Raw genomic sequence first — 21,159 nt, 5'->3', positions numbered from 1 at the left:
GATCGATCCGGGCGCAGCGGCTACGGTTTGCTTCGCTGCACCTCCTTCCGCTGTGTCTGGCTGCGCCAGACGGTCGCTGCGCTCCCACGCCCGGATCAACCCCTCCGCTCAGCCTTCCGACGTCGCCGGTGGATCAAGATCAAGAGCAGGCGAGCTGACACTCGGCCTATTGAGTGGTGAGAAGCGTCGCATGGCTTTTGATTTGTGGTGTGGCTGCCCCTCACCCCAGCCCTCTCCCAAGGGAGAGGGAGCCGATCGTTGTGCTTTTCAAATTTTGCGTAAGACTCGGTATTTCATGTCTGCGTAACTCTTCCAGCCACCTCGGTCAGTCCCCTCTCCCTCCGGGAGAGGGCTAGGGTGAGGGGCTTTTGACGTTGCTTTTGATCTTCGAGCAATTCAAACGCACCCGCAGCAAACGGGTGCTCACCCAAACCCAAACCCCAGACACAAAAACGCCCGGCTAAAAGCCGGGCGTTTTGTATTGACTTGATTAGCGAGCGCGGTAGGTGATGCGCCCTTTGCTCAAGTCATAGGGCGTCAGTTCGACGCGCACTTTGTCACCGGTAAGAATACGAATGTAGTTCTTGCGCATCTTGCCGGAAATATGCGCGGTTACGACGTGCCCATTTTCCAACTCCACACGAAACATGGTGTTGGGCAGGGTGTCGACGACAGTGCCTTCCATTTCGAAGCTGTCTTCTTTCGACATGCAGTAAAGCCCTCGGTATCCAGTGAATGGCCCGGTGCAACTGCGCCAGGCAAAAGCGGCGTGCATTGTGCCCGAAAAATGGGGTTTACGCCAAGGGGTTTGAGCTTTTGCTTTAGTTGAGGATGACCCAGCGCTGGTTGATCAGCAGTTCGATCGGGCGATATTGGGTCTTGTAGTTCATCTTTTTGCAGTTCTTGATCCAGTATCCGAGGTAGACCGCCTCAAGCCCCAGGCGCTGGCTCTCGGCGATTTGCCAGAGGATCGCGAAACGTCCCAGGCTGCGGCGTTCTTCGGCCGGTTCGTAAAAGGTGTAGACCGCCGAGAGGCCGTTAGGCAGCAAATCGGTCACCGCTACCGCCAGCAACCGTCCGTCGAGTCGGAATTCGTAAAAGCGCGAGAAGGGCAGATCGCGGACCAGAAAGGTCGAAAACTGATCGCGGCTCGGCGGGTACATGTCGCCGTCGGCGTGGCGTTGTTCGATGTAGCGCTGGTACAGGTCGAAATATTCTTCGCTGAATTGCGGCTTGGCCGGACGCACCTGCAAATCGGCGTTGCGTTTGAAAATGCGTTTTTGCTGGCGGTTGGGCAGGAACTGCGCAACCGGGATGCGCGCAGGCACGCACGCGTTGCAATTCTGGCAATGCGGGCGGTACAGATGATCGCCGCTGCGACGAAAACCCATTTCCGACAGGTCTGCGTAGACATGCACATCCATGGGCTGGCTCGGATCGAGAAACAGGGTCGTGGCCTGCTCCTCGGGCAGATAACTGCAAGAGTGGGGCTGAGTGGCATAGAACTTCAGGCGCGCCAACTCGGTCATGAATCAACCCTCGGAATAAGCTGGTGGATTAAGTGTAAGCCACCTGCGCAAAAGTCGCTCAGCAAACCCAGGTCGCATGATTGGGTTGATCCAGATGTCGCGCCAGATAATCGGCAAATTGCTCGCGGGGAATCGCTCGCGCACCGAGGCTGTGCAAATGATCGGTGGGCATCTGGCAGTCGATCAGCACGAAACCGGCGTCCTTCAGATGGCGCACCAGTGTGGCGAAGCCATATTTGGAGGCATTGTCGGCGCGGCTGAACATCGATTCGCCAAAGAACAATTGGCCCATCGCCAGGCCGTACAGGCCACCGACCAGCTCGCCCTGATCGCGCACTTCCACTGAGTGGGCAAAGCCGCGGCGATGCAGTTCGATGTAGGCGTCCTGCATGGCTTCGGTGATCCAGGTGCCATCGGCGTAGTCCCGGGGCGCGGCGCAGGCGCGAATCACGGCTTCGAAATCCTGATCGAAGGTCACTTGATAGCGTTCCTTGCGCAGCAGTTTGCCGAGGCTGCGCGAAACGTGCAGCTCGTCGGGAAACAGCACGGTGCGCGGATCCGGCGACCACCAGAGAATCGGCTGGCCTTCGGAAAACCACGGAAAGCAGCCATGGCGATAAGCCTGAATCAGACGATCGGCAGACAAATCACCGCCGGCGGCGAGCAATCCGTTGGGCTCGCGCATGGCCTTTTCCAATGGAGGGAAGGTCATGGAATTGCGTTGTAACCAGGTCAGCATGGCATCCAGGCTTGCAGAAGGGGAGGGCGGTCGCGGCGCGCAGGCGCCGCGAAAGAGTTTGCCGCGAAAAAGCGCCGATGTCCTGCACAGATATTCGACGCAGCCAGTATCGAGCTGCAACTTGGTGTGTCGGCCGTGGTCGTAAGCGACACCGTGGCAGCGCGCGGCGAGCATCGCAGCCGGGTGGATATCGGCTGCTTCGCTACGTTCATCAAATAGCCTTCATAAGCCTTTGTCACAAAAGGTAAATGCATGCTCAAATTGCGTCGCAGCTTCTGCGCGCCTGGCTATGCTCAATCACGGGGTCTGAAGCATGGCATCGAACGCACAAACCCGTACAATGGCGGGTTATCAGACAATGCTGGTCATGTGCTGTGTTTATAAAAAGCGCGGCGTAATGTTAAAAGTAGTTCCGTTTGCGCTCGTTTGATTTTTTACCTGCCTGGATTGGGCAGTTTTTTATCGTCATTCAATAGATGGACGCGCCTTGTGCGCAGGAAAAGAAGCGTTTTGAAGAAATCCACCGAAGCACCCAAAACAGTCGTTCCGCTCTGGCGTCAACAATTGCACTACCGGCTCAAGGAAGGTGCATTGATCGCCATCGGTGCCTTGTGCCTGTTCCTGATGATGGCTTTGCTGACCTACGGCAAGGACGATCCGGGCTGGAGCCACAACAGCAAGATCGATGACGTGCAGAATTTCGGCGGTCCGGCGGGCTCCTACAGCGCCGACATCCTGTTTATGGTGCTCGGTTACTTCGCCTACATCTTCCCGCTGTTGCTGGCGATCAAGGCCTATCAGATCTTCCGTCAGCGCCACGAGCCGTGGCAGTGGAGTGGCTGGCTGTTCTCCTGGCGCCTGATCGGTCTGGTATTTCTGGTGCTGTCCGGCGCGGCGCTTGCGCATCTGCATTTCCATGCGGCCTCCGGCCTGCCGGCGGGTGCTGGCGGTGCGTTGGGCGAAAGCCTCGGTAATCTGGCGAAGAATGCGCTGAACATTCAGGGCAGCACGCTGCTGTTCATCGCGCTGTTCCTGTTCGGTCTGACGGTGTTTACCGATCTGTCGTGGTTCAAGGTGATGGACATCACCGGCAAGATCACCCTCGACCTGTTCGAACTGTTTCAGGGCGCGCTCAATCGCTGGTGGGCGGCACGCACCGAACGCAAGCAACTGGTCGCGCAACTGCGAGAGGTCGACGATCGTGTGCATGACGTGGTGGCGCCAACGGTCACCGATAAGCGCGAACAGGCCAAAGTCAAGGAACGCCTGATCGAACGCGAGCAAGCCCTGAGCAAGCACATGTCCGATCGCGAGAAGCAGGTGCCGCCAGTGATCGCCCCGGCGCCGGCCAAAGCGCCCGAGCCAAGCAAGCGCGTGCAGAAAGAGAAGCAGGTGCCGTTGTTCGTCGACAGCGCCGTGGAAGGCACGTTGCCGCCGATCTCGATCCTCGATCCTGCGGAAAAGAAACAGCTCAATTACTCGCCGGAATCGCTTGCAGCGGTCGGGCACTTGCTGGAAATCAAACTCAAGGAATTCGGCGTCGAAGTCGCTGTGGATTCGATCCATCCCGGCCCGGTGATTACCCGTTACGAAATCCAGCCTGCGGCAGGCGTCAAGGTCAGCCGCATCGCCAACCTGGCCAAGGACCTGGCGCGTTCGCTGGCGGTGACCAGCGTGCGGGTGGTTGAAGTGATTCCAGGCAAGACCACGGTCGGTATCGAGATTCCCAACGAAGACCGGCAGATTGTGCGTTTCTCCGAAGTGCTTTCTACGCCTGAATACGACAACTTCAAATCGCCGGTCACCCTGGCCCTCGGCCACGATATCGGTGGCAAACCGGTCATCACTGACCTGGCGAAGATGCCGCACCTGCTGGTTGCCGGTACCACCGGTTCCGGTAAGTCCGTGGGCGTGAACGCAATGATCCTGTCGATCCTGTTCAAGTCCGGTCCGGAAGACGCCAAGCTGATCATGATCGACCCGAAGATGCTCGAACTGTCGATCTACGAAGGCATTCCGCACCTGCTGTGCCCGGTTGTGACCGACATGAAAGACGCCGCCAACGCCTTGCGCTGGAGCGTTGCCGAAATGGAGCGTCGCTACAAGCTGATGGCCAAGATGGGCGTGCGTAACCTGTCCGGCTTCAACGCCAAGGTCAAGGAAGCCCAGGATGCCGGTGAGCCGTTGAGCGATCCGCTGTACAAGCGCGAGAGCATCCACGACGAAGCGCCGCTGCTGCAAAAACTGCCAACCATCGTTGTTGTGGTCGACGAATTCGCCGACATGATGATGATCGTCGGCAAGAAGGTTGAAGAGCTGATCGCCCGTATCGCACAGAAGGCCCGTGCCGCGGGCATTCACCTGATCCTTGCGACCCAGCGGCCATCGGTAGACGTGATCACCGGTCTGATCAAGGCCAACATTCCGACCCGTATGGCATTCCAGGTTTCGAGCAAGATCGACTCGCGGACCATTATCGATCAGGGCGGCGCCGAACAACTGCTTGGCCATGGTGACATGCTGTACATGCCGCCAGGCACCAGTCTGCCAATCCGGGTTCACGGCGCGTTCGTGTCCGACGATGAAGTTCACCGTGTGGTCGAGGCGTGGAAACTGCGCGGCGCACCGGAATACAACGACGACATTCTCAACGGTGTTGAAGAGGCCGGCAGCGGTTTTGAAGGCAGCAGCGGTGGCGGCGACGGCGATGATCCGGAAGCCGATGCGTTGTATGACGAAGCCGTACAGTTTGTGCTGGAAAGCCGTCGTGCTTCGATTTCCGCGGTACAGCGCAAGCTGAAAATCGGCTACAACCGCGCAGCCCGAATGATCGAAGCCATGGAAATGGCCGGCGTCGTCACCTCGATGAACACCAACGGTTCTCGCGAGGTCCTTGCTCCGGGCCCGGTTCGCGACTGATTCGAAACCCTTTTTGCACAAAGGATGGCGCAATGACGCGCCGTCCTCTCCCAACGAATATTCAAGAGGACTCCCATGCGTCTTATCCGCATGCTGTTGCCAGTACTGGCGCTGACCACGCTCACGGCCCACGCCGATGACAAGGACGTGGCGCGTCTGACCCAATTGCTGGAAACATCCAAGACCCTGAGCGCGAACTTCTCGCAGTTGACCCTCGACGGCAGCGGCACCCAGTTGCAGGAAACCACCGGCAACATGACCCTGCAGCGTCCGGGCCTGTTCTACTGGCACACCAATGCCCCGGCCGAGCAGACCATGGTCTCCGACGGCAAGAAAGTCACTCTGTGGGACCCGGACCTGGAACAGGCGACTATCAAGAAACTCGACGAGCGCCTGACCCAGACCCCAGCGCTGCTGCTGTCCGGCGACGTGTCCAAAATCAGCCAGAGCTTTGACATCAGCGCGAAAGAGGCGGGCGGTGTGATCGACTTCACCCTCAAGCCGAAAACCAAAGACACCCTGTTCGACAACCTGCGCCTGTCGTTCCGCAACGGTCTGCTCAACGACATGCAACTGATCGATAGTGTCGGCCAGCGCACCAATATCCTGTTTACCGGGGTCAAGGCCAACGAAGCGGTGCCGGCCTCGAAATTCAAGTTCGACATTCCCAAGGGTGCCGACGTTATCCAGGAATAAACCAAAACCCCTTGTAGGAGTGAGCCTGCTCGCGATTCGATCTGTCAGTCACCACTTCGTTGTCTGATCCACCGCTATCGCGAGCAGACTCACTCCTGCAAAATCAAAAGCATGAATGGCAACCGGTTCAAATAGAGGTTTCAACGCTACGTGATGGATCTGTTTCGCAGTGCACCGATTGCCCAGCCACTGGCCGCGCGTTTGCGTGCGACCAATCTGGACGAGTACGTCGGTCAGGAACACGTGCTCGCGCGTGGCAAGCCGCTGCGTGAGGCGCTGGAGCAGGGTGCCTTGCACTCGATGATCTTCTGGGGGCCGCCGGGCGTGGGCAAGACCACGCTGGCGCGATTGCTCGCGGAAGTCTCCGATGCGCACTTCGAAACGGTCTCGGCGGTGCTCGCCGGGGTCAAGGAGATCCGTCAGGCCGTTGAAATCGCCAAGCAGCAGGCCGGCCAGTACGGCAAGCGCACGATTCTGTTCGTCGATGAAGTCCACCGTTTCAACAAGTCCCAGCAGGACGCCTTCCTGCCTTACGTCGAAGACGGCACGCTGATCTTCATCGGCGCCACTACGGAAAACCCTTCGTTCGAACTCAACAACGCCTTGTTGTCGCGCGCCCGCGTCTATGTGCTGAAAAGCCTCGACGAAGCGGCGCTGCGCAAACTGGTGGGCCGCGCGCTGAGCGAAGAACGCGGCCTCGGCAAGCGCAACCTGACCCTCAGCGATGAAGGTTTCCAGATGCTGCTGTCCGCTGCCGATGGCGATGGCCGGCGTTTGCTCAATCTGCTGGAAAACGCCTCGGACCTGGCGGAAGACAACAGTGAGATCGGCACCGATCTGTTGCAAAGCCTGCTCGGCGATACCCGTCGCCGGTTCGACAAGGGCGGCGAAGCGTTCTACGACCAGATTTCTGCGCTGCACAAGTCAGTGCGTGGTTCCAATCCTGACGGCGCGCTGTACTGGTTCGCGCGCATGATCGACGGCGGCTGTGATCCGCTGTACCTGGCCCGCCGAGTGGTGCGCATGGCCAGCGAAGACATCGGCAACGCCGACCCGCGTGCGCTGAGCCTGTGTCTGGCGGCTTGGGAAGTGCAGGAGCGTCTCGGCAGTCCGGAGGGCGAGCTGGCGGTGGCCCAAGCCATTACTTATCTGGCCTGTGCGCCGAAAAGTAACGCGGTGTACATGGGCTTCAAGACCGCTTTGCGCGCGGCGGCGGAAAACGGCTCGCTGGAAGTGCCACTGCACCTGCGCAATGCGCCGACCAAACTGATGAAGCAATTGGGCTACGGCGACGAATACCGCTATGCCCACGATGAACCGGATGCCTACGCGGCCGGCGAAGACTATTTCCCGGAAGAACTCGAACCGATTCCGTTCTATCAGCCCGTGCCGCGTGGTCTGGAATTGAAGATCGGCGAAAAGCTCAATCACCTCGCTCAACTCGACCGTTTAAGCCCAAGACAGCGGAGAAAATAGTGGTCCCATTGATCATTGCGGTGTCTGTCGGCGGGATGGCCGGTACCTTGCTGCGCTTCGCCACCGGCAACTGGATCAGCGCCAATTGGCCGCGGCACTTCTATACCGCGACGCTGGCCGTTAATATCGTGGGCTGTCTGCTGATTGGCGTGTTGTACGGCCTGTTTTTGGTACGCCCGGAGGTGCCGATCGAGGTGCGTGCCGGGTTGATGGTCGGCTTCCTCGGGGGGCTGACGACTTTTTCATCCTTTTCACTGGATACGGTGCGCCTGCTGGAAAGCGGGCAGGTGCCGCTAGCCCTGGGCTATGCGGCACTCAGCGTATTCGGCGGGCTGCTCGCGACTTGGGCTGGCCTGTCTCTGACCAAACTTTGATAACGAGAAACCGACATGCTCGATTCCAAACTGTTACGTAGCAACCTTCAGGACGTAGCGGACCGCCTGGCTTCCCGTGGCTTTGCCCTGGACACCGCGCGCATCGAAGCGCTGGAAGAACAGCGCAAGACCGTCCAGACCCGCACCGAAGCACTGCAGGCTGAACGTAACGCGCGGTCCAAATCCATCGGTCAGGCCAAGCAGCGCGGTGAAGACATCGCGCCACTGATGGCGGATGTCGAGCGCATGGCGGGTGAGTTGAGCGCCGGTAAAGTCGAACTGGACGCGATCCAGACCGAACTGGACGCGATCCTGCTGGGCATTCCTAACCTGCCGCACGAATCCGTGCCGGTCGGCAAGGACGAAGACGACAACGTCGAAGTGCGCCGCTGGGGCACCCCGACGCAGTTTGATTTCGAAGTGAAAGACCACGTTGCCCTGGGCGAGAAATTCGGCTGGCTGGATTTCGAAACCGCGGCCAAGTTGTCCGGCGCACGTTTCGCCTTGTTGCGTGGCCCGATCGCTCGTCTGCACCGCGCGCTGGCGCAGTTCATGATCAACCTGCACGTCAACGAGCACGGCTACGAAGAGGCCTACACGCCTTATCTGGTCCAGGCGCCGGCGCTGCAAGGCACCGGTCAATTGCCGAAGTTCGAAGAAGACCTGTTCAAGATCGCTCGCGAAGGCGAAGCCGATCTGTACCTGATCCCGACCGCCGAAGTGTCGCTGACCAACATCGTTGCTGGCGAAATCGTCGATTCGAAGCTGCTGCCGATCAAATTCGTTGCCCACACTCCGTGCTTCCGTAGCGAAGCCGGAGCATCGGGTCGCGACACGCGCGGCATGATCCGTCAGCACCAGTTCGACAAAGTCGAAATGGTTCAGATCGTCGAGCCGTCGCAGTCGATGGAAGCGCTGGAAAGCCTGACCGCCAACGCTGAAAAAGTCCTGCAACTGCTCGGTCTGCCATACCGCACCCTGGCGCTGTGCACCGGCGACATGGGCTTCAGCGCGGTCAAGACGTACGATCTGGAAGTGTGGATCCCGAGCCAGGACAAATACCGCGAAATTTCCTCGTGCTCCAACTGCGGTGATTTCCAGGCTCGCCGCATGCAGGCGCGCTTCCGCAACCCGGAAACCGGCAAGCCAGAGCTGGTACACACCTTGAACGGTTCCGGTCTGGCGGTCGGCCGTACGCTGGTTGCGGTGCTGGAAAACTACCAGCAGGCTGACGGTTCGATCCGTGTACCGGACGTACTCAAGCCGTACATGGGTGGCCTTGAGGTCATCGGCTAAATGAAATATCTGCCGCTGTTTCACAACCTGCGCGGCAGTCGTGTGTTGGTGGTCGGTGGGGGGGAAATTGCCTTGCGCAAATCCCGCCTGCTGGCCGATGCCGGTGCGCTGCTGCGGGTGGTCGCACCTGAAATCGAACCGCAACTGGCCGAACTCGTCGCTGCCAGTGGCGGCGAATGTGTGCTGCGTGGCTATGTTGAGACGGATCTCGATGGCTGCGGGCTGATCATCGCCGCCACCGACGACGAAACGCTCAATGCGCAAGTCTCGACAGACGCGCATCGACGTTGCGTTCCGGTCAACGTAGTCGACGCGCCGGCCCTGTGCAGCGTGATCTTCCCGGCGATCGTCGATCGCTCACCGTTGATCATCGCCGTGTCCAGCGGTGGCGACGCGCCGGTGCTGGCGCGCTTGATTCGCGCCAAGATCGAAACCTGGATTCCCTCGACTTACGGTCATCTGGCCGGGCTCGCTGCGCGGTTTCGCAATCAGGTGAAAAACCTGTTTCCGGATGTGCAGCAGCGTCGCGGTTTCTGGGAAGACGTTTTTCAGGGGCCGATTGCCGATCGGCAACTAGCCGGGCAGGGCGCCGAAGCCGAGCGTCTGCTGCAAGCCAAGATCGATGGCGAAGCAATGGTGACCACCGGCGAGGTCTATCTGGTGGGTGCCGGGCCGGGCGATCCGGATTTGCTGACCTTCAAGGCCTTGCGTCTGATGCAGCAGGCCGATGTGGTGCTCTACGACCGCCTCGTTGCTCCGGCAATCCTCGAACTGTGCCGTCGCGATGCCGAGCGGGTATACGTCGGCAAGCGCCGTTCCGAGCATGCGGTGCCGCAGGAGCAGATCAATCAGCAACTGGTCGATCTGGCCAAGGCCGGCAAGCGTGTCGTCCGGCTGAAGGGCGGCGACCCGTTCATTTTCGGGCGTGGCGGCGAAGAGATCGAAGAGCTCGCGGCTCACGGTATTCCGTTCCAGGTCGTTCCGGGGATTACCGCCGCCAGCGGTTGCGCGGCATATGCCGGGATACCGTTGACTCATCGCGACCACGCGCAGTCGGTACGCTTTGTCACCGGCCACTTGAAGGACGGCTCCACCGATCTGCCATGGTCCGACCTGGTCGCGCCGGCGCAGACGCTGGTGTTCTACATGGGCCTGGTGGGGCTGCCGATCATCTGCGAGCAATTGATCAAGCATGGTCGTTCGGCGGACACCCCGGCGGCGTTGATCCAGCAGGGCACCACGGTCAACCAGCGGGTCTTTACCGGCACGCTGGCCGACTTGCCGCGACTGGTCGCGGAGCACGAAGTACATGCTCCGACACTGGTGATCGTCGGTGAAGTGGTGCAACTTCGCGAGAAACTGGCGTGGTTTGAAGGGGCTCAGGCGCAGGTCTGAAAGACCGAGGCGCCCGCAATCGCCAGCAGGCTGGCTCCCACAGGGATTTGTGCACGACACAGATCCAGTGTGGGAGCCAGCCTGCTGGCGATGGGGCCTTCAAAAACACCTGATCTCTTAACCCCGGCGCCAAACCCCTTTGCCCGCCAGCCGTGCCCGATCATGGCCCGCAGTAAAATCCTGCTCCGGCCCCTTCGGCACCACGCCCGTCGGGTTGATGGTCTTGTGACTGCCGTAGTAGTGATGCTTGATGTGCTGAAAATCCACCGTCTCGGCAACACCCTCGATCTGATACATCTCACGCAGCCAGTTCGACAGATTCGGATAATCGGCAATCCGGCGCAGGTTGCACTTGAAGTGGCCGTGGTACACCGCATCGAAGCGGATCATCGTGGTGAACAGACGCACATCGGCTTCCGTCAGGTATTCGCCGGCCAGATAACGATTGGCGCCCAGCAGTTGTTCCAGATGATCGAGTTCGGCGAATACCTCATCGAATGCTTGTTCATAAGCCTGCTGCGACGTGGCGAAGCCGGCACGGTACACGCCGTTGTTCACTGCCGGATAGATTCGTTCGTTCAACGCATCGATCTCGCTGCGTAACGGCGCCGGGTAGAAGTCGAGGTCATTACCGGTCAGCGCGTCGAATGCGCTGTTGAACATGCGGATGATTTCTGCGGATTCGTTACTGACGATGCGCTTGAGCTTCTTGTCCCACAGCACGGGGACCGTGACGCGCCCGGTGTAATCAGGCGTGTCGGCGGTATAGCGTTGGTGCATGTAATCGAAGCCGTCGAGCTTGTCGCCGGTCGAGCCGAGCGCTTTGTCGAAGGTCCAGCCGTTTTCCAGCATCAGCCAACTGACCACCGAGACGTCGATCAGACTTTCCAGGCCCTTGAGCTTGCGCAGGATCAGGGTGCGATGCGCCCACGGGCAGGCGAGCGAAACGTAGAGGTGATAGCGCCCGGCTTCGGCAGCGAAGCCGCCTTCACCGCTCGGGCCCGGCTCGCCGTCGGCGGTGACCCAGTTGCGGCGTTGAGCCTGTTCGCGCTGAAACGCGCCGTCCTTGCTGCTTTCGTACCACTTGTCCTGCCAGCGGCCATCGACGAGTAAACCCATGATTCAAACTCCGTAAACCAATATTCATTGGAGCCGAGTCTATTCCGATGAATTCGAACAAAAAGCGCAAAGATCGTGCGTGAATGATCGGTTAAATCGATTTGTCTCGCGCGGTCCAGTACTGCTCGGCCGTGGCGAAGGCTTGCTCACGGCTCTGACCAAGGCCGCGCAAGGCCAGTGCCATGGTCGCGATCAAGGCCATTTGCGGATAGCTGTCGACCACCTCACCACGCCACACCGCTTTCAGATGCGCGACATCCAGCGTCGCCGGTTTGACATGGCGTTGCGCCGACAGCTGCGGCCATTCCTCGTCCCAGCTTTGCCCGCCAGTGGTGCCGTAGAGATGGCTGGTTGCATCCGGGTTGATCTCGATTTCGCCGCCATCGCCCTTGACCACAATCGCGGTGTCGCCGAGCAAGCCGCTGGCATCGCGATGCACTGCCTGATACCCGGGATGGAAAATGCTTTGCAGGCCGCATCGCGCGCGCAGCGGGTTGAGAATCCGCGCCAACGAATGAATCGGCGAACGCAGGCCAAGCGTATTGCGCAGGTCGATCATCTTTTGCAGTGGCGGCGCCCAGTCCACCAGCGGCATGAACGCCAGTCCGCCGTTATCCAGCGCGTCGCCGACCTGCAGCCAGGTGCGGCACAACGGGATATTCAGTTCGCCCAGCAATTGTTCGCTGTACAGCCGCCCGGCGGTGTGCGCGCCGCCGCCATGCATGAAGATGCGCACGCCGTTCTGCGCCAGGCACTTGGCGGCCAGCAGATACCATGGCAAATGGCGTTTTTTCCCGGCATAGGTAGGCCAGTCGAGGTCAACGTTCAGGGCTGGCGCCTGCAAGCGTTCGCGCAGGGCTTCGGTGAAACCGGCCATTTCCTCGGCACTTTCTTCCTTGTGCCGCAGCAACATCAGAAAAGCGCCGAGCTGGGTGTCTTCGACCTTGTCATCGAGCACCATGCCCATGGCTTCGCGGGCCTCCTCGCGCGTCAGATCACGCGCGCCGCGCTTGCCTTTGCCGAGAATGCGCACGAATTGCGCGAACGGGTGCTCGGCGGGCGTTTCGAGGGTCAATGCTGGGAAGTCGGTCATAGGCAATTCGTCGGTTTGGGCAGGCCCGCCAGTTTTGCGGCGAGTTTGGCAGGGGTGCCTTTGAACAGTCGGTTGAGGTGCAGGCTGTTGCCTTTTTCCGCACCGAGTTTTAACGCGGTGTACTTGATCAGCGGGCGAGTGGCGGGGGACAGCTGGAATTCGGCATAGAAGCTGCGCAGCAATTCGAGGATTTCCCAGTGTTCGGCAGTCAACTCAATATCTTCTGCGGCGGCCAGGGCGCTGGCGACTTCGGCTGACCAGTCGCTCAGATCGACAAGGAAACCGTCCTTGTCCAGTTCAATGGCGCGGGCGCCGACAGTCAGTGCATTCATAACCAGCTGTTGACCTTGTCGTGGTGGATCGACAGCTCGACGAAGGCCGGGTAGTCGATGGCCTCGGCCCAGTCCGGAATCTCGATCGCACGTGCTTGTACATCTTCAAGCAACACAAACAGGCTGATTTTTTTGTCTTGAAGGGCTAAAAACGGCGCGCTACCCGGTTGCAAGGCGTACACCGCATCGCCGGACAACAGCAACGTATCAGTGCTGCCGAGCAAGCGCAGGCAACTGCTCAGGCGATCGTCGCCGAAAGGGGAGTGAGACAACACATGCAAAGTCGACATCAGAGGGTGATCACCTGGTCGTAGCGGTCGATAAGGGCGGTGATGTGTTCGGCAGAAAGCGCCTGCGCTTCGTCCAGCGAGAGTTGTCCGAGCCCACGCGCGTTGGCGCTTTCTGCGCAATAAAACAGCTCCTCGACCCCGAACATTGGCAACGCTTGCAGATTGGCGCTGAGGTCTTTCTGCTGCAGCGCTTTGGCGTTCTGCCCCGCGGCCAGTTGCAGCACGCCGTCATCGAGAAACAGCAAACCGATCGGCAGATCGAACGCACCACCAGCCAGCACGATGTCCAGCGCTTCGCGAGCGCCGGGACCAGACCAGGGCGATTGACGGCTGATGATCAACAGTGATTTGGCCATTTACGCGCCTCCGAAGCAGATCAGGCGATCGGCATCCTGCACCGCGTCATGCAACTGACCGAGGCCGGACAATTCCCACGGTGCACTGATCGATACCGCCTCACGCTGATAGCGCTTGGCTTCCTCAGCGTTCAACGCACCACGGCGCAGCGCGGCGGCGATGCACACCACGCCGTCGAGTTTTTGCTCAGTGATAAAGGCGCGCCATTGCTTGGGCAGGTCCAGTTCGTCCTGCGGCGTGACCAGCGCGTCGGAGGCGTTATAGACGCCGTCCTGATAGAAAAACAGCCGGACGATTTCATGCCCACTGGCCAGCGCCGCTTGGGCAAACAGCAGGGCGCGGCGCGAGGAGGGCGCATGGGCGGCGGAAAACAGCGCAATGGCGAACTTCATGACGGACTCGATCAGCAAAACTGCGGCCATGATAAAGCTTTATGCAGGCTGCCGCGAAACCGAAGTTGATGCATATCCCTGTAGGAGTGAGCCTGCTCGCGATAGCGGTGTATCGTTCACAAGATATTAGCCCGACACACCGCTATCGCGAGTAGGCTCACTCCTACGATTGGTTACGGATTGATACCATACAAATCGCAATATTCCAGCCAATCCATCCCGGCCATTTCCGCGACTTCGCGGTGCACTTCCAGACGCTGCTCCTGGTATTCCTCTGGCGAATCTGCCGTCAGTTGCAACGTCAGCTCCCAGGCAAACAACCCCTGATTTTCCGCCTCGGCTTCAAACGCTTCATGCAGTCGTTCTTCACGATACTGCGCCTGGGTTTCACCCTTGGCCTGGGCCAGCAACGGGTTGAGATGGTCGAGGGTTTCGCGCAATTCGGGACGTGCGTCGAGAAACAATTTCAGAGCATGTTCATGTCGCTGATCGGTAGGCGCCATGTGTTTTCCTTGTAAGACTGATGACTCTAGGGTGCCGCAGCGCTGTGCGTCTGTCGCGCGATAAATGCAGTAAAGCAGAACGATTTCGGCGATTGCGGTGATACAGTCCGTTTTTTTGCCAACGAGCGAATGCGATGCGAATTCTGATGTTAGCGCTGACGGCCACGATGCTCGCCGGCTGTGCGGGTTCGGTGATGAACGATGCCCGGACCAAAACCCCTTATAAGGTTCTGACCTCGGACAAGGCCGAAAAAGTCGTCGCACAGTGCGTGCAGTTTGGCTGGCAGGATGAGGCGGTATTTGGTGTGGACGCGGCGGCCTACATGGAACCGCGCAACGCAGGTGGCACGACGGTGTACACGCGTTCGGCCGAGTCGTTCGTCGATGTGATTACCGATGCGTCCGGCACGACGCTGAATTACTACGTGCAACAAGACGATTTTGTTGCCAAGCGCCGGTTGGCGGCGTTGGCTACTTGTCTCTAGTCCAGTTTAGCGGTGCGGCTTGTGCCGCCATCGCGAGCAGGCTCGCTCCCACCTTGGATGTATGATCGACACCAAACCATCGTGGGAGCGAGATTGCTCGCGAATGCGCAGCTGCGTTCACCCTGCAAAGCGCTTCTGAAAAAAATGCCGCTTGTGCCCCGGTGGATAATCAACGATCTCACCGAACTGGCTATACCCGAGCTTCTTGTAGAACCCGGGCGCCTGAAAGTCGAACGTGTCGAGCCAGGCGCCGATGCAGCCTTTCTCCCGCGCGAGGTCTTCGGCCATGCGCATCAGCTTCGAACCAATGCCTTGACCCCGTCCTGCTTCAGGTACTGAGAGCAGATCGACGAATAGCCATTGGCATGCGAGCCGGCCATACAGCCCGCCGAGAATCTTGCCGTCATCGTCACGTACCAGCAGGGTAAGTGGCTCTGCAACCGCAATTCCGGCCTTCGCCACGTTGTAGGCATGCAGCGGCGCCAAAATGGCTTGTCGTTCGTCTTCTGTAGGATTTTCTGACAACTCGATGCGCAGATTCATGCGGGACTTCCTTGTTTTAGGAACTCGCAGCCTATCCTGCCCGGCGCTCATTTTCCAAGCGCTTGCCCACGCTTTGGAACCGCTTCGCTTGCGCCGGGGTCTAGCGTTTACAGCGTCATTCCCGAACGCCGCCAACAAGGACCCCCATGAATATTTTCGAAGCCCTGCGCGAAAGCCACGAGCGCCAGCGTAGTTACGCCAAAGCCCTGATCGAAACCAGCGGCGACAGTCCGGAGCGGGTCGAGGCCTACAAACAGCTGAAAGCAGAACTGCAAGCCCACGAAACCGCGGAAGAGCGCCATTTCTATATTCCGTTGATGGCAATGGATGAAGGCGTCGACCTGAGCCGTCATGCCATCGCGGAGCACCATGAAATGGACGAAATGATGGAAGAACTCGACGAAACCGAGATGTCCAGCCCGGCGTGGCTGGCGACGGCGAAGAAACTGTCGGACAAGGTTCATCATCACCTTGAGGAAGAAGAGCATAAGTTCTTTCAGATGGCCGGGAAACTGCTTGATGAGAAACAAAAAGAGCAGTTGGCAGGGCAGTATGAGAAGGAGTTTCAGGCTCAGCTCACCTGAATATCGGATGGCAGCCTTTGTAGTGTTGCGCTGTAATCGTTTGCCGTCATCGCGCGTGGGCGTTGTCGTCTATGACTGTATATGCATCCAGTATTTGCGGCGTTTGGTTGGCAGCAATTCGCTGACCGCGACAAATTCGCCAATGGACAAAAAATTCACCTCCGTTAGCTTGAAGTCCTCTCCTCGGGAAGGAGAGTCATCAATCAATGGAGTGAAAATCATGAATCAGGCAATACCAGAGAACCAACTGAAACACGGCCGCGTGACTTCTCCGGCCAGTCGCGGTGCGGTGGCAATCGATCTCGGCTTGCTGGGTGGCTGGCAGGTCAACGAGATGGAGGGTGGCAAGAACTTTCCGGCGCTGGTGGCAGGGCCGTTTCCGCCACCGTATGAAACCGACTCGGCCAGCGTTGCGCCACCTGCCGACGGTTACATCCTCAGCGGCGGTAAGGACGATGCACGCGACTGTGTGAACTTTACCGATGCCGAGATGAGCAAAAAGCTCGGTCGTCCGTTTGCGTGGCCGCTGCTCAATGTCACCGCCGGTCAAACCCTGCAGGTCAAATGGCAATACACAGCGCCACACACCACCCGTGGTTATCGCTGGTTGATTACCCGGGATGGCTGGGATCCGCAGCAACGCATCACCCGCTCACAACTCGAGGCGCAACCGTTTTTCGAAGACTTCTATCCGCAGGTCCCGTATTACAGCCATGCGGGGGAATTGAAAGCCAAGGTCGACCACGAGGTGATACTGCCGACAAGCAAAAAGGGTCGTCACGTCATCGTGCTGATGTGGATCGTTGCCAATACTGGTAATGCGTTTTATCAGGCGTTTGATGTTGATTTTAAATGAGGGGGTGATGGCCTCGAGAATAATTGCTTGAAAGGATCAAGCAGTGCTCCATGACGACTTTATCAGTGGAGACTTCATGGCTATTTAACGGTACATGAACGAGCCCGGTAGCGCTGCCGGGCTTTTGTTCAAAGGGCTATGCGTCACTGGAAAACAGAGCAGGCAGCGCCTCCAGCTCGAGGTCGCTCAGATACTCGAGAAGTTTTCGCTGTTGGGCTGCAGATCAGCGAGGAGGGCGAGGAAATAGGCAGTGTCTGTAGGACGGTTCGACATGCTATGTAGGGCGATATATGGTTGGTTTTTTTGTTCAAAGAACCGGGCATTTGCAGGCCCGGAGGCCATCAATGACTAAAGGATCAGGCGTCATGTCCAACACAGCCGAGCGGGTCAATATCGTCGACACTCAGGTGTTGTCCCACGACTGGTATTTATTGAAGAAGATCACCTTTGACTATCACCGCAACAATGGCGAATGGCAGCGTCAGACCCGTGAGGTCTACGATCGCGGAAACGGCGCGGCGATTCTGTTGTTCAACCGCGACAAACGCACGGTAGTACTGACCCGGCAATTCCGCTTGCCGGTGTTCGTCAACGGCCATGACGGGTTGCTGATCGAAGTGGCGGCCGGGCTGCTTGAAGGCGCGGCGCCGGAGCAACGTATTCGCGATGAAGCCGAGGAGGAAACCGGTTATCGCGTGCACGATGTGAAGAAGGTGTTCGAGGCTTACATGAGCCCGGGTTCGGTGACCGAAAAATTGCACTTTTTCATCGCCGAATACGACGCGGCCTCAAAGGTCAGCGACGGTGGCGGACTGGAGGAGGAAACCGAGGAGCTGGAAGTGCTGGAATGGGCGTTCGACGAGGCGCTGGCGGCGTTTCAGCGCGGTGAGATCTGCGATGCCAAGACCATCATGCTGTTGCAGTATGCAGCGATGAATAATCTGTTCGGTGCCTGAGTCAGAACAGCTCACCGGTTTTGCCAATGGGCGACCATTGGCCACCCTCAAGGATCAGCAGCCGCTCTTTTGCTTCAAGCCCGCCGGCGAAACCGGTCAGCTTCCCCGATGCGCCGATCACCCGGTGACATGGCGCGACGATGGAGATTGGATTGCGCCCGTTCGCCGCGCCCACGGCCCGTACGGCAGTCGGGTTGCCGATTTGCTCGGCGATCTGGCTGTAGGTGCGGGTTTCGCCGAACGGAATGGTCAGCAATGCAGCCCAGACTTGCCGCTGAAAAGGCGTGCCAGCGAAGTCGAGTTCCAGGTCGAAGCGAACACGAGTCCCGGAAAAGTATTCATCGAGCTGCCGGGCGGTGTTTTGCAGGACCGGATTGCCCGGTGCCTCGCTCATCGGCCCGAGGCGTACCCGGTTCGGTTTGTCGTTTTCCCAGAGGATGGCCGCCAGTCGCGAACCGTTCGCCACCAGCTTCAGCTCGCCGACCGGCGAGGGCAGGGTGATGAATGTGTAAGGCATCAGTGCAACCCCGCTGGAAAGTGTGAACAGCGTCCAGCATAGCGGCGCAACAGAGAGGCGCAATACGTAAAGCCGACCATACTGCTGATTGCGCTTGAAACGCTGCACGTGGTTTTGCGCCGTCCCCTAAAACAAAAAAGAGATCGACTCATGAAGTACGAACCTTTGGCCAAGTCGCTGATTGCGACGTCCCTGGCACTCAGCTGTCTCATGGCTCACGCCGCGTCGGTGGCACCGGTCGCTGCGGAAAACGGCATGGTGGTCACCGCACAACATCTGGCCACTCATGTCGGCGTCGATGTTTTGAAAAACGGCGGCAATGCCGTCGATGCGGCGGTCGCGGTGGGCTATGCGCTGGCGGTGGTGTATCCGGCGGCAGGCAACCTCGGTGGCGGCGGTTTCATGACCATTCAATTGGCGGACGGACGCAAGACCTTTCTTGATTTTCGCGAGAAAGCACCGCTGGCGGCAACGGCGAACATGTACCTGGACAAGGACGGCAACGTCATTCCTGAGTTGAGTACCCGCGGGCACCTGGCGGTTGGCGTGCCCGGGACCGTGTCCGGCATGGAGCTGGCACTGAGCAAGTACGGAACCAAAGCGCGAGAGGAAATGATCGCACCGGCGATCAAACTGGCCGAAGACGGTTTTGCCCTGGAGCAGGGCGATGTCGAGCTGCTGGAGTACGCCACGGACGTGTTCAAAAAGGACATGCGTGATTCCGGATCGATTTTCCTGCACAACGGCGAACCGATGCAAGTCGGGCAAAAACTGGTGCAGAAGGACCTCGGCAAAACCCTGCGCAGCATTTCCGAAAAAGGCGCAGACGGCTTCTACAAAGGCTGGGTCGCGGATGCGATTGTGACCTCCAGTCAGGCCAACAAAGGCATCATCACTCAGGCCGACCTCGACAAATACAAGACCCGCGAACTGGCTCCGGTGGAATGCGATTACCGCGGTTATCACGTGGTCTCGGCACCGCCGCCCAGTTCCGGTGGCGTGGTGATCTGCCAGATCATGAACATTCTCGAAGGCTATCCGATGAAGGATCTGGGCTTCCATTCCGCCCAGGGCATGCATTATCAGATCGAAGCGATGCGCCACGCTTATGTTGATCGCAACAGCTATCTCGGCGATCCGGATTTCGTCAAAAACCCGATCGAACATCTGCTGGACAAGAATTACGCGACCAAACTGCGTGACGCGATCCAGCCGCAGAAGGCTGGCGTATCGGCTGAACTGAAACCCGGCGTCGCGCCACATGAGGGCAGCAACACCACGCATTACTCGATTGTCGACAAGTGGGGCAATGCGGTGTCGGTCACCTACACCCTCAACGACTGGTTCGGCGCGGGCGTGATGGCGAGCAAGACCGGGGTGATCCTCAACGATGAAATGGACGACTTCACCTCCAAGGTTGGCGTGCCGAACATGTACGGTCTGGTGCAGGGCGAGGCCAATGCCATCGCGCCGGGCAAGGCGCCGTTGTCGTCGATGAGTCCGACCATCGTCACCAAGGATGGCAAGGTGGTGATGGTGGTCGGCACGCCGGGCGGCAGCCGGATCATTACGGCGACCTTGCTGACCATGCTCAATGTCATCGACTACGGCATGGGCTTGCAGGAAGCCGTCGACGCTCCGCGTTTCCACCAACAGTGGATGCCCGAGGAAACCAACCTCGAAGACTTCGCCGCCAGCCCCGATACGAAAAAGTTACTTGAGAGCTGGGGCCATAAATTTACCGGCCCGCAGGACCCTAACCATATCGCTGCGATTCTGGTCGGTGCACCGGCGCTGGGCGGCAAACCGGTAGGCAAGAACCGCTTTTACGGTGCCAACGATCCACGGCGCAATACCGGCTTGTCATTGGGCTATTGAGCGGAGTAAAAAAGGGGCGGACTCAGGTCCGCCCCATTCTCAAGGACTGATCAAGGAAGGCTCGACATGACCACCGCATTACTGATCATCGACGTCCAGCAGGCTCTGTGTGCTGGTGAATATCAGTGTTTTGAAATCGACCGCGTGATCTCTGCGATCAATGATCTGAGCCGCCGCGCTCGCGAGGCCGGGGTTCCGGTGGTGCTGATTCAACATGAAGAAAAGGACGGTGCGTTCGTTCGCGATGCAGAGGGTTGGCAACTCGCCGAAGGCTTGCTGATTTCCCCCACAGATCTGCGTGTGAACAAGACCACCGGCGATTCCTTTTACCAGACCGACCTGGGCAAGCTGTTGCCCAGCGAAGATTTCGAGCGCCTGGTGATCTGCGGCCTGCAGACCGATTACTGCGTCAATGCCACCGTGCGCCGCGCCCATGAACTGGGCTATGACGTAGTCGTCGCGCAAGACGCGCATTCGACCGTCGACAACGGTACGATGAGCGCCGAAGACATCATTGCCGAACACAACAAGGACTTCGCCGCCCTCACCGGCTCCGTGGCGCGGACCGACGTCAAGCCAGCGCAAACCATCCACTTCAAATAACACCCGACAACTGTAGGAGTGAATCTGCTCGCGAATGCCTCAGCCCAGCCAAATCCTCAGTGCCTGACACACCGCCATCGCCAGCAGGCTGGCTCCCATAGTGATCCTCGTTGTCCTCAAACTCGAGCCCACCACAAAACCCGTAGGAGTGAGCCTGCTCGCGAAGGCGTGAGCCCAGCCAAATCCTCAGTGCCTGACACACCGCCATCGCCAGCAGGCTGGCTCCC

Annotated in this window: 24 protein-coding genes; 12 read left to right on the top strand and 12 right to left on the bottom strand. The window is 59.0% G+C overall.

The window, feature by feature from the left end:
* Positions 1–490: 490 nt before the first annotated feature.
* The 3 genes from infA to aat all read right to left on the bottom strand — a co-directional run bounded on the left by infA (position 491) and on the right by aat (position 2,268).
* Complete coding sequence (gene infA, locus ACYYKW_RS11990; protein ID WP_002553999.1) at positions 491–709, bottom strand: translation initiation factor IF-1; 219 nt, start codon at positions 707–709, stop codon at positions 491–493.
* Between the two features lie 112 nt (positions 710–821).
* Positions 822–1,529 (bottom strand): arginyltransferase, encoded by a 708-nt coding sequence (locus tag ACYYKW_RS11985; protein ID WP_090284349.1) that lies wholly within the window; start codon positions 1,527–1,529, stop codon positions 822–824.
* Between the two features lie 58 nt (positions 1,530–1,587).
* Positions 1,588–2,268 (bottom strand): leucyl/phenylalanyl-tRNA--protein transferase, encoded by a 681-nt coding sequence (gene aat / locus ACYYKW_RS11980; RefSeq protein ID WP_093106617.1) that lies wholly within the window; start codon positions 2,266–2,268, stop codon positions 1,588–1,590.
* A gap of 489 nt (positions 2,269–2,757) precedes the next feature.
* On the opposite strand from aat, the gene ACYYKW_RS11975 reads away from it, so the two are divergent.
* The 6 genes from ACYYKW_RS11975 (at position 2,758) to cysG (ending at position 10,424) form a co-directional block, all read left to right on the top strand.
* Complete coding sequence (locus ACYYKW_RS11975) at positions 2,758–5,187, top strand: DNA translocase FtsK (RefSeq protein ID WP_167359897.1); 2,430 nt, start codon at positions 2,758–2,760, stop codon at positions 5,185–5,187.
* Between the two features lie 75 nt (positions 5,188–5,262).
* Positions 5,263–5,883, top strand: a complete 621-nt coding sequence (gene lolA, locus ACYYKW_RS11970) for an outer membrane lipoprotein periplasmic chaperone LolA (protein ID WP_090284343.1) — start codon at positions 5,263–5,265, stop codon at positions 5,881–5,883.
* Between the two features lie 153 nt (positions 5,884–6,036).
* A complete protein-coding gene (locus ACYYKW_RS11965; RefSeq protein ID WP_090284341.1) occupies positions 6,037–7,359 on the top strand; it encodes a replication-associated recombination protein A in 1,323 nt (440 codons plus the stop codon).
* On the top strand, positions 7,359–7,733 hold the full coding sequence (gene crcB, locus ACYYKW_RS11960; protein ID WP_464990202.1) for a fluoride efflux transporter CrcB: 375 nt from the start codon (positions 7,359–7,361) through the stop codon (positions 7,731–7,733). Before ACYYKW_RS11965 ends, crcB begins: the two co-directional genes overlap by 1 nt.
* Before the next feature lie 15 nt (positions 7,734–7,748).
* On the top strand, positions 7,749–9,029 hold the full coding sequence (serS, locus tag ACYYKW_RS11955) for a serine--tRNA ligase (protein ID WP_093100591.1): 1,281 nt from the start codon (positions 7,749–7,751) through the stop codon (positions 9,027–9,029).
* On the top strand, positions 9,030–10,424 hold the full coding sequence (cysG, locus tag ACYYKW_RS11950) for a siroheme synthase CysG (RefSeq protein ID WP_093100594.1): 1,395 nt from the start codon (positions 9,030–9,032) through the stop codon (positions 10,422–10,424).
* Positions 10,425–10,541: 117 nt separating this feature from the next.
* Here cysG and ACYYKW_RS11945 read toward each other — a convergent pair whose 3' ends face one another.
* From ACYYKW_RS11945 to ACYYKW_RS11915, 7 genes are all read right to left on the bottom strand, one after another.
* On the bottom strand, positions 10,542–11,543 hold the full coding sequence (locus ACYYKW_RS11945; RefSeq protein ID WP_464990201.1) for a glutathione S-transferase family protein: 1,002 nt from the start codon (positions 11,541–11,543) through the stop codon (positions 10,542–10,544).
* A gap of 91 nt (positions 11,544–11,634) precedes the next feature.
* Positions 11,635–12,636, bottom strand: coding sequence for a glycosyl transferase family protein (locus ACYYKW_RS11940; protein ID WP_336355922.1), 1,002 nt, complete (start codon positions 12,634–12,636; stop codon positions 11,635–11,637).
* Entirely contained in the window at positions 12,633–12,968 is a 336-nt protein-coding gene (locus tag ACYYKW_RS11935; protein ID WP_090284330.1) for a TusE/DsrC/DsvC family sulfur relay protein, read from the bottom strand. The genes ACYYKW_RS11940 and ACYYKW_RS11935 overlap by 4 nt, the downstream gene beginning before the upstream one ends.
* Positions 12,965–13,258: a sulfurtransferase complex subunit TusB gene (gene tusB / locus ACYYKW_RS11930; RefSeq protein ID WP_336355921.1), complete on the bottom strand. Its 294-nt coding sequence runs from the start codon at positions 13,256–13,258 to the stop codon at positions 12,965–12,967. Before tusB ends, ACYYKW_RS11935 begins: the two co-directional genes overlap by 4 nt.
* Positions 13,258–13,614 carry a sulfurtransferase complex subunit TusC gene (gene tusC, locus ACYYKW_RS11925; RefSeq protein ID WP_336355920.1) on the bottom strand — a complete coding sequence of 119 codons (357 nt, stop codon included), beginning with the start codon at positions 13,612–13,614 and terminating at the stop codon, positions 13,258–13,260. Before tusC ends, tusB begins: the two co-directional genes overlap by 1 nt.
* On the bottom strand, positions 13,615–14,007 hold the full coding sequence (tusD, locus tag ACYYKW_RS11920) for a sulfurtransferase complex subunit TusD (RefSeq protein WP_336355919.1): 393 nt from the start codon (positions 14,005–14,007) through the stop codon (positions 13,615–13,617).
* Positions 14,008–14,180: 173 nt separating this feature from the next.
* Positions 14,181–14,510, bottom strand: a complete 330-nt coding sequence (locus ACYYKW_RS11915; protein WP_464990200.1) for a DUF6388 family protein — start codon at positions 14,508–14,510, stop codon at positions 14,181–14,183.
* Positions 14,511–14,644: 134 nt separating this feature from the next.
* On the opposite strand from ACYYKW_RS11915, the gene ACYYKW_RS11910 reads away from it, so the two are divergent.
* Positions 14,645–14,995, top strand: coding sequence for a hypothetical protein (locus ACYYKW_RS11910; protein ID WP_464990199.1), 351 nt, complete (start codon positions 14,645–14,647; stop codon positions 14,993–14,995).
* A 117-nt stretch (positions 14,996–15,112) separates the two neighbouring features.
* On the opposite strand, the gene ACYYKW_RS11905 is transcribed toward ACYYKW_RS11910, so the two are convergent.
* Positions 15,113–15,538, bottom strand: a complete 426-nt coding sequence (locus ACYYKW_RS11905; protein ID WP_093100614.1) for a GNAT family N-acetyltransferase — start codon at positions 15,536–15,538, stop codon at positions 15,113–15,115.
* A 146-nt stretch (positions 15,539–15,684) separates the two neighbouring features.
* On the opposite strand from ACYYKW_RS11905, the gene ACYYKW_RS11900 reads away from it, so the two are divergent.
* The 3 genes from ACYYKW_RS11900 (at position 15,685) to ACYYKW_RS11890 (ending at position 17,934) form a co-directional block, all read left to right on the top strand.
* Positions 15,685–16,122 carry a hemerythrin domain-containing protein gene (locus tag ACYYKW_RS11900; RefSeq protein ID WP_464990198.1) on the top strand — a complete coding sequence of 146 codons (438 nt, stop codon included), beginning with the start codon at positions 15,685–15,687 and terminating at the stop codon, positions 16,120–16,122.
* Between the two features lie 220 nt (positions 16,123–16,342).
* Positions 16,343–16,978, top strand: coding sequence for a lytic polysaccharide monooxygenase auxiliary activity family 9 protein (locus ACYYKW_RS11895; RefSeq protein ID WP_464990197.1), 636 nt, complete (start codon positions 16,343–16,345; stop codon positions 16,976–16,978).
* 365 nt (positions 16,979–17,343) lie between these two features.
* Positions 17,344–17,934: an NUDIX domain-containing protein gene (locus tag ACYYKW_RS11890; RefSeq protein WP_093100623.1), complete on the top strand. Its 591-nt coding sequence runs from the start codon at positions 17,344–17,346 to the stop codon at positions 17,932–17,934.
* A gap of 1 nt (position 17,935) precedes the next feature.
* On the opposite strand, the gene ACYYKW_RS11885 is transcribed toward ACYYKW_RS11890, so the two are convergent.
* A complete protein-coding gene (locus ACYYKW_RS11885; RefSeq protein ID WP_464990196.1) occupies positions 17,936–18,451 on the bottom strand; it encodes a methylated-DNA--[protein]-cysteine S-methyltransferase in 516 nt (171 codons plus the stop codon).
* A 150-nt stretch (positions 18,452–18,601) separates the two neighbouring features.
* On the opposite strand from ACYYKW_RS11885, the gene ggt reads away from it, so the two are divergent.
* Together ggt and ACYYKW_RS11875 are read left to right on the top strand one after the other, a co-directional pair.
* Positions 18,602–20,329 carry a gamma-glutamyltransferase gene (gene ggt, locus ACYYKW_RS11880; RefSeq protein ID WP_464990195.1) on the top strand — a complete coding sequence of 576 codons (1,728 nt, stop codon included), beginning with the start codon at positions 18,602–18,604 and terminating at the stop codon, positions 20,327–20,329.
* A gap of 66 nt (positions 20,330–20,395) precedes the next feature.
* Positions 20,396–20,932, top strand: coding sequence for a cysteine hydrolase family protein (locus ACYYKW_RS11875; RefSeq protein WP_464990194.1), 537 nt, complete (start codon positions 20,396–20,398; stop codon positions 20,930–20,932).
* Positions 20,933–21,159 lie beyond the last annotated feature (227 nt).

It is taken from the genome of Pseudomonas sp. 15C, from assembly GCF_055484735.1.
The sequence above is the reverse complement of the archived record's forward strand: the minus strand, read 5'-3'. Positions and strand labels throughout refer to the sequence as shown.

Coding starts and splice junctions, on each gene's coding strand:
- infA (WP_002553999.1), bottom strand. CDS start 709: ATGTCGAAAGAAGACAGCTTCGAAATGGAAGGCACTGTCGTCGACACC.
- ACYYKW_RS11985 (WP_090284349.1), bottom strand. CDS start 1,529: ATGACCGAGTTGGCGCGCCTGAAGTTCTATGCCACTCAGCCCCACTCT.
- aat (WP_093106617.1), bottom strand. CDS start 2,268: ATGCTGACCTGGTTACAACGCAATTCCATGACCTTCCCTCCATTGGAA.
- lolA (WP_090284343.1), top strand. CDS start 5,263: ATGCGTCTTATCCGCATGCTGTTGCCAGTACTGGCGCTGACCACGCTC.
- ACYYKW_RS11965 (WP_090284341.1), top strand. CDS start 6,037: ATGGATCTGTTTCGCAGTGCACCGATTGCCCAGCCACTGGCCGCGCGT.
- serS (WP_093100591.1), top strand. CDS start 7,749: ATGCTCGATTCCAAACTGTTACGTAGCAACCTTCAGGACGTAGCGGAC.
- cysG (WP_093100594.1), top strand. CDS start 9,030: ATGAAATATCTGCCGCTGTTTCACAACCTGCGCGGCAGTCGTGTGTTG.
- ACYYKW_RS11945 (WP_464990201.1), bottom strand. CDS start 11,543: ATGGGTTTACTCGTCGATGGCCGCTGGCAGGACAAGTGGTACGAAAGC.
- ACYYKW_RS11940 (WP_336355922.1), bottom strand. CDS start 12,636: ATGACCGACTTCCCAGCATTGACCCTCGAAACGCCCGCCGAGCACCCG.
- ACYYKW_RS11935 (WP_090284330.1), bottom strand. CDS start 12,968: ATGAATGCACTGACTGTCGGCGCCCGCGCCATTGAACTGGACAAGGAC.
- tusB (WP_336355921.1), bottom strand. CDS start 13,258: ATGTCGACTTTGCATGTGTTGTCTCACTCCCCTTTCGGCGACGATCGC.
- tusC (WP_336355920.1), bottom strand. CDS start 13,614: ATGGCCAAATCACTGTTGATCATCAGCCGTCAATCGCCCTGGTCTGGT.
- tusD (WP_336355919.1), bottom strand. CDS start 14,007: ATGAAGTTCGCCATTGCGCTGTTTTCCGCCGCCCATGCGCCCTCCTCG.
- ACYYKW_RS11915 (WP_464990200.1), bottom strand. CDS start 14,510: ATGGCGCCTACCGATCAGCGACATGAACATGCTCTGAAATTGTTTCTC.
- ACYYKW_RS11910 (WP_464990199.1), top strand. CDS start 14,645: ATGCGAATTCTGATGTTAGCGCTGACGGCCACGATGCTCGCCGGCTGT.
- ACYYKW_RS11905 (WP_093100614.1), bottom strand. CDS start 15,538: ATGAATCTGCGCATCGAGTTGTCAGAAAATCCTACAGAAGACGAACGA.
- ACYYKW_RS11900 (WP_464990198.1), top strand. CDS start 15,685: ATGAATATTTTCGAAGCCCTGCGCGAAAGCCACGAGCGCCAGCGTAGT.
- ACYYKW_RS11895 (WP_464990197.1), top strand. CDS start 16,343: ATGAATCAGGCAATACCAGAGAACCAACTGAAACACGGCCGCGTGACT.
- ACYYKW_RS11890 (WP_093100623.1), top strand. CDS start 17,344: ATGTCCAACACAGCCGAGCGGGTCAATATCGTCGACACTCAGGTGTTG.
- ACYYKW_RS11885 (WP_464990196.1), bottom strand. CDS start 18,451: ATGCCTTACACATTCATCACCCTGCCCTCGCCGGTCGGCGAGCTGAAG.
- ggt (WP_464990195.1), top strand. CDS start 18,602: ATGAAGTACGAACCTTTGGCCAAGTCGCTGATTGCGACGTCCCTGGCA.
- ACYYKW_RS11875 (WP_464990194.1), top strand. CDS start 20,396: ATGACCACCGCATTACTGATCATCGACGTCCAGCAGGCTCTGTGTGCT.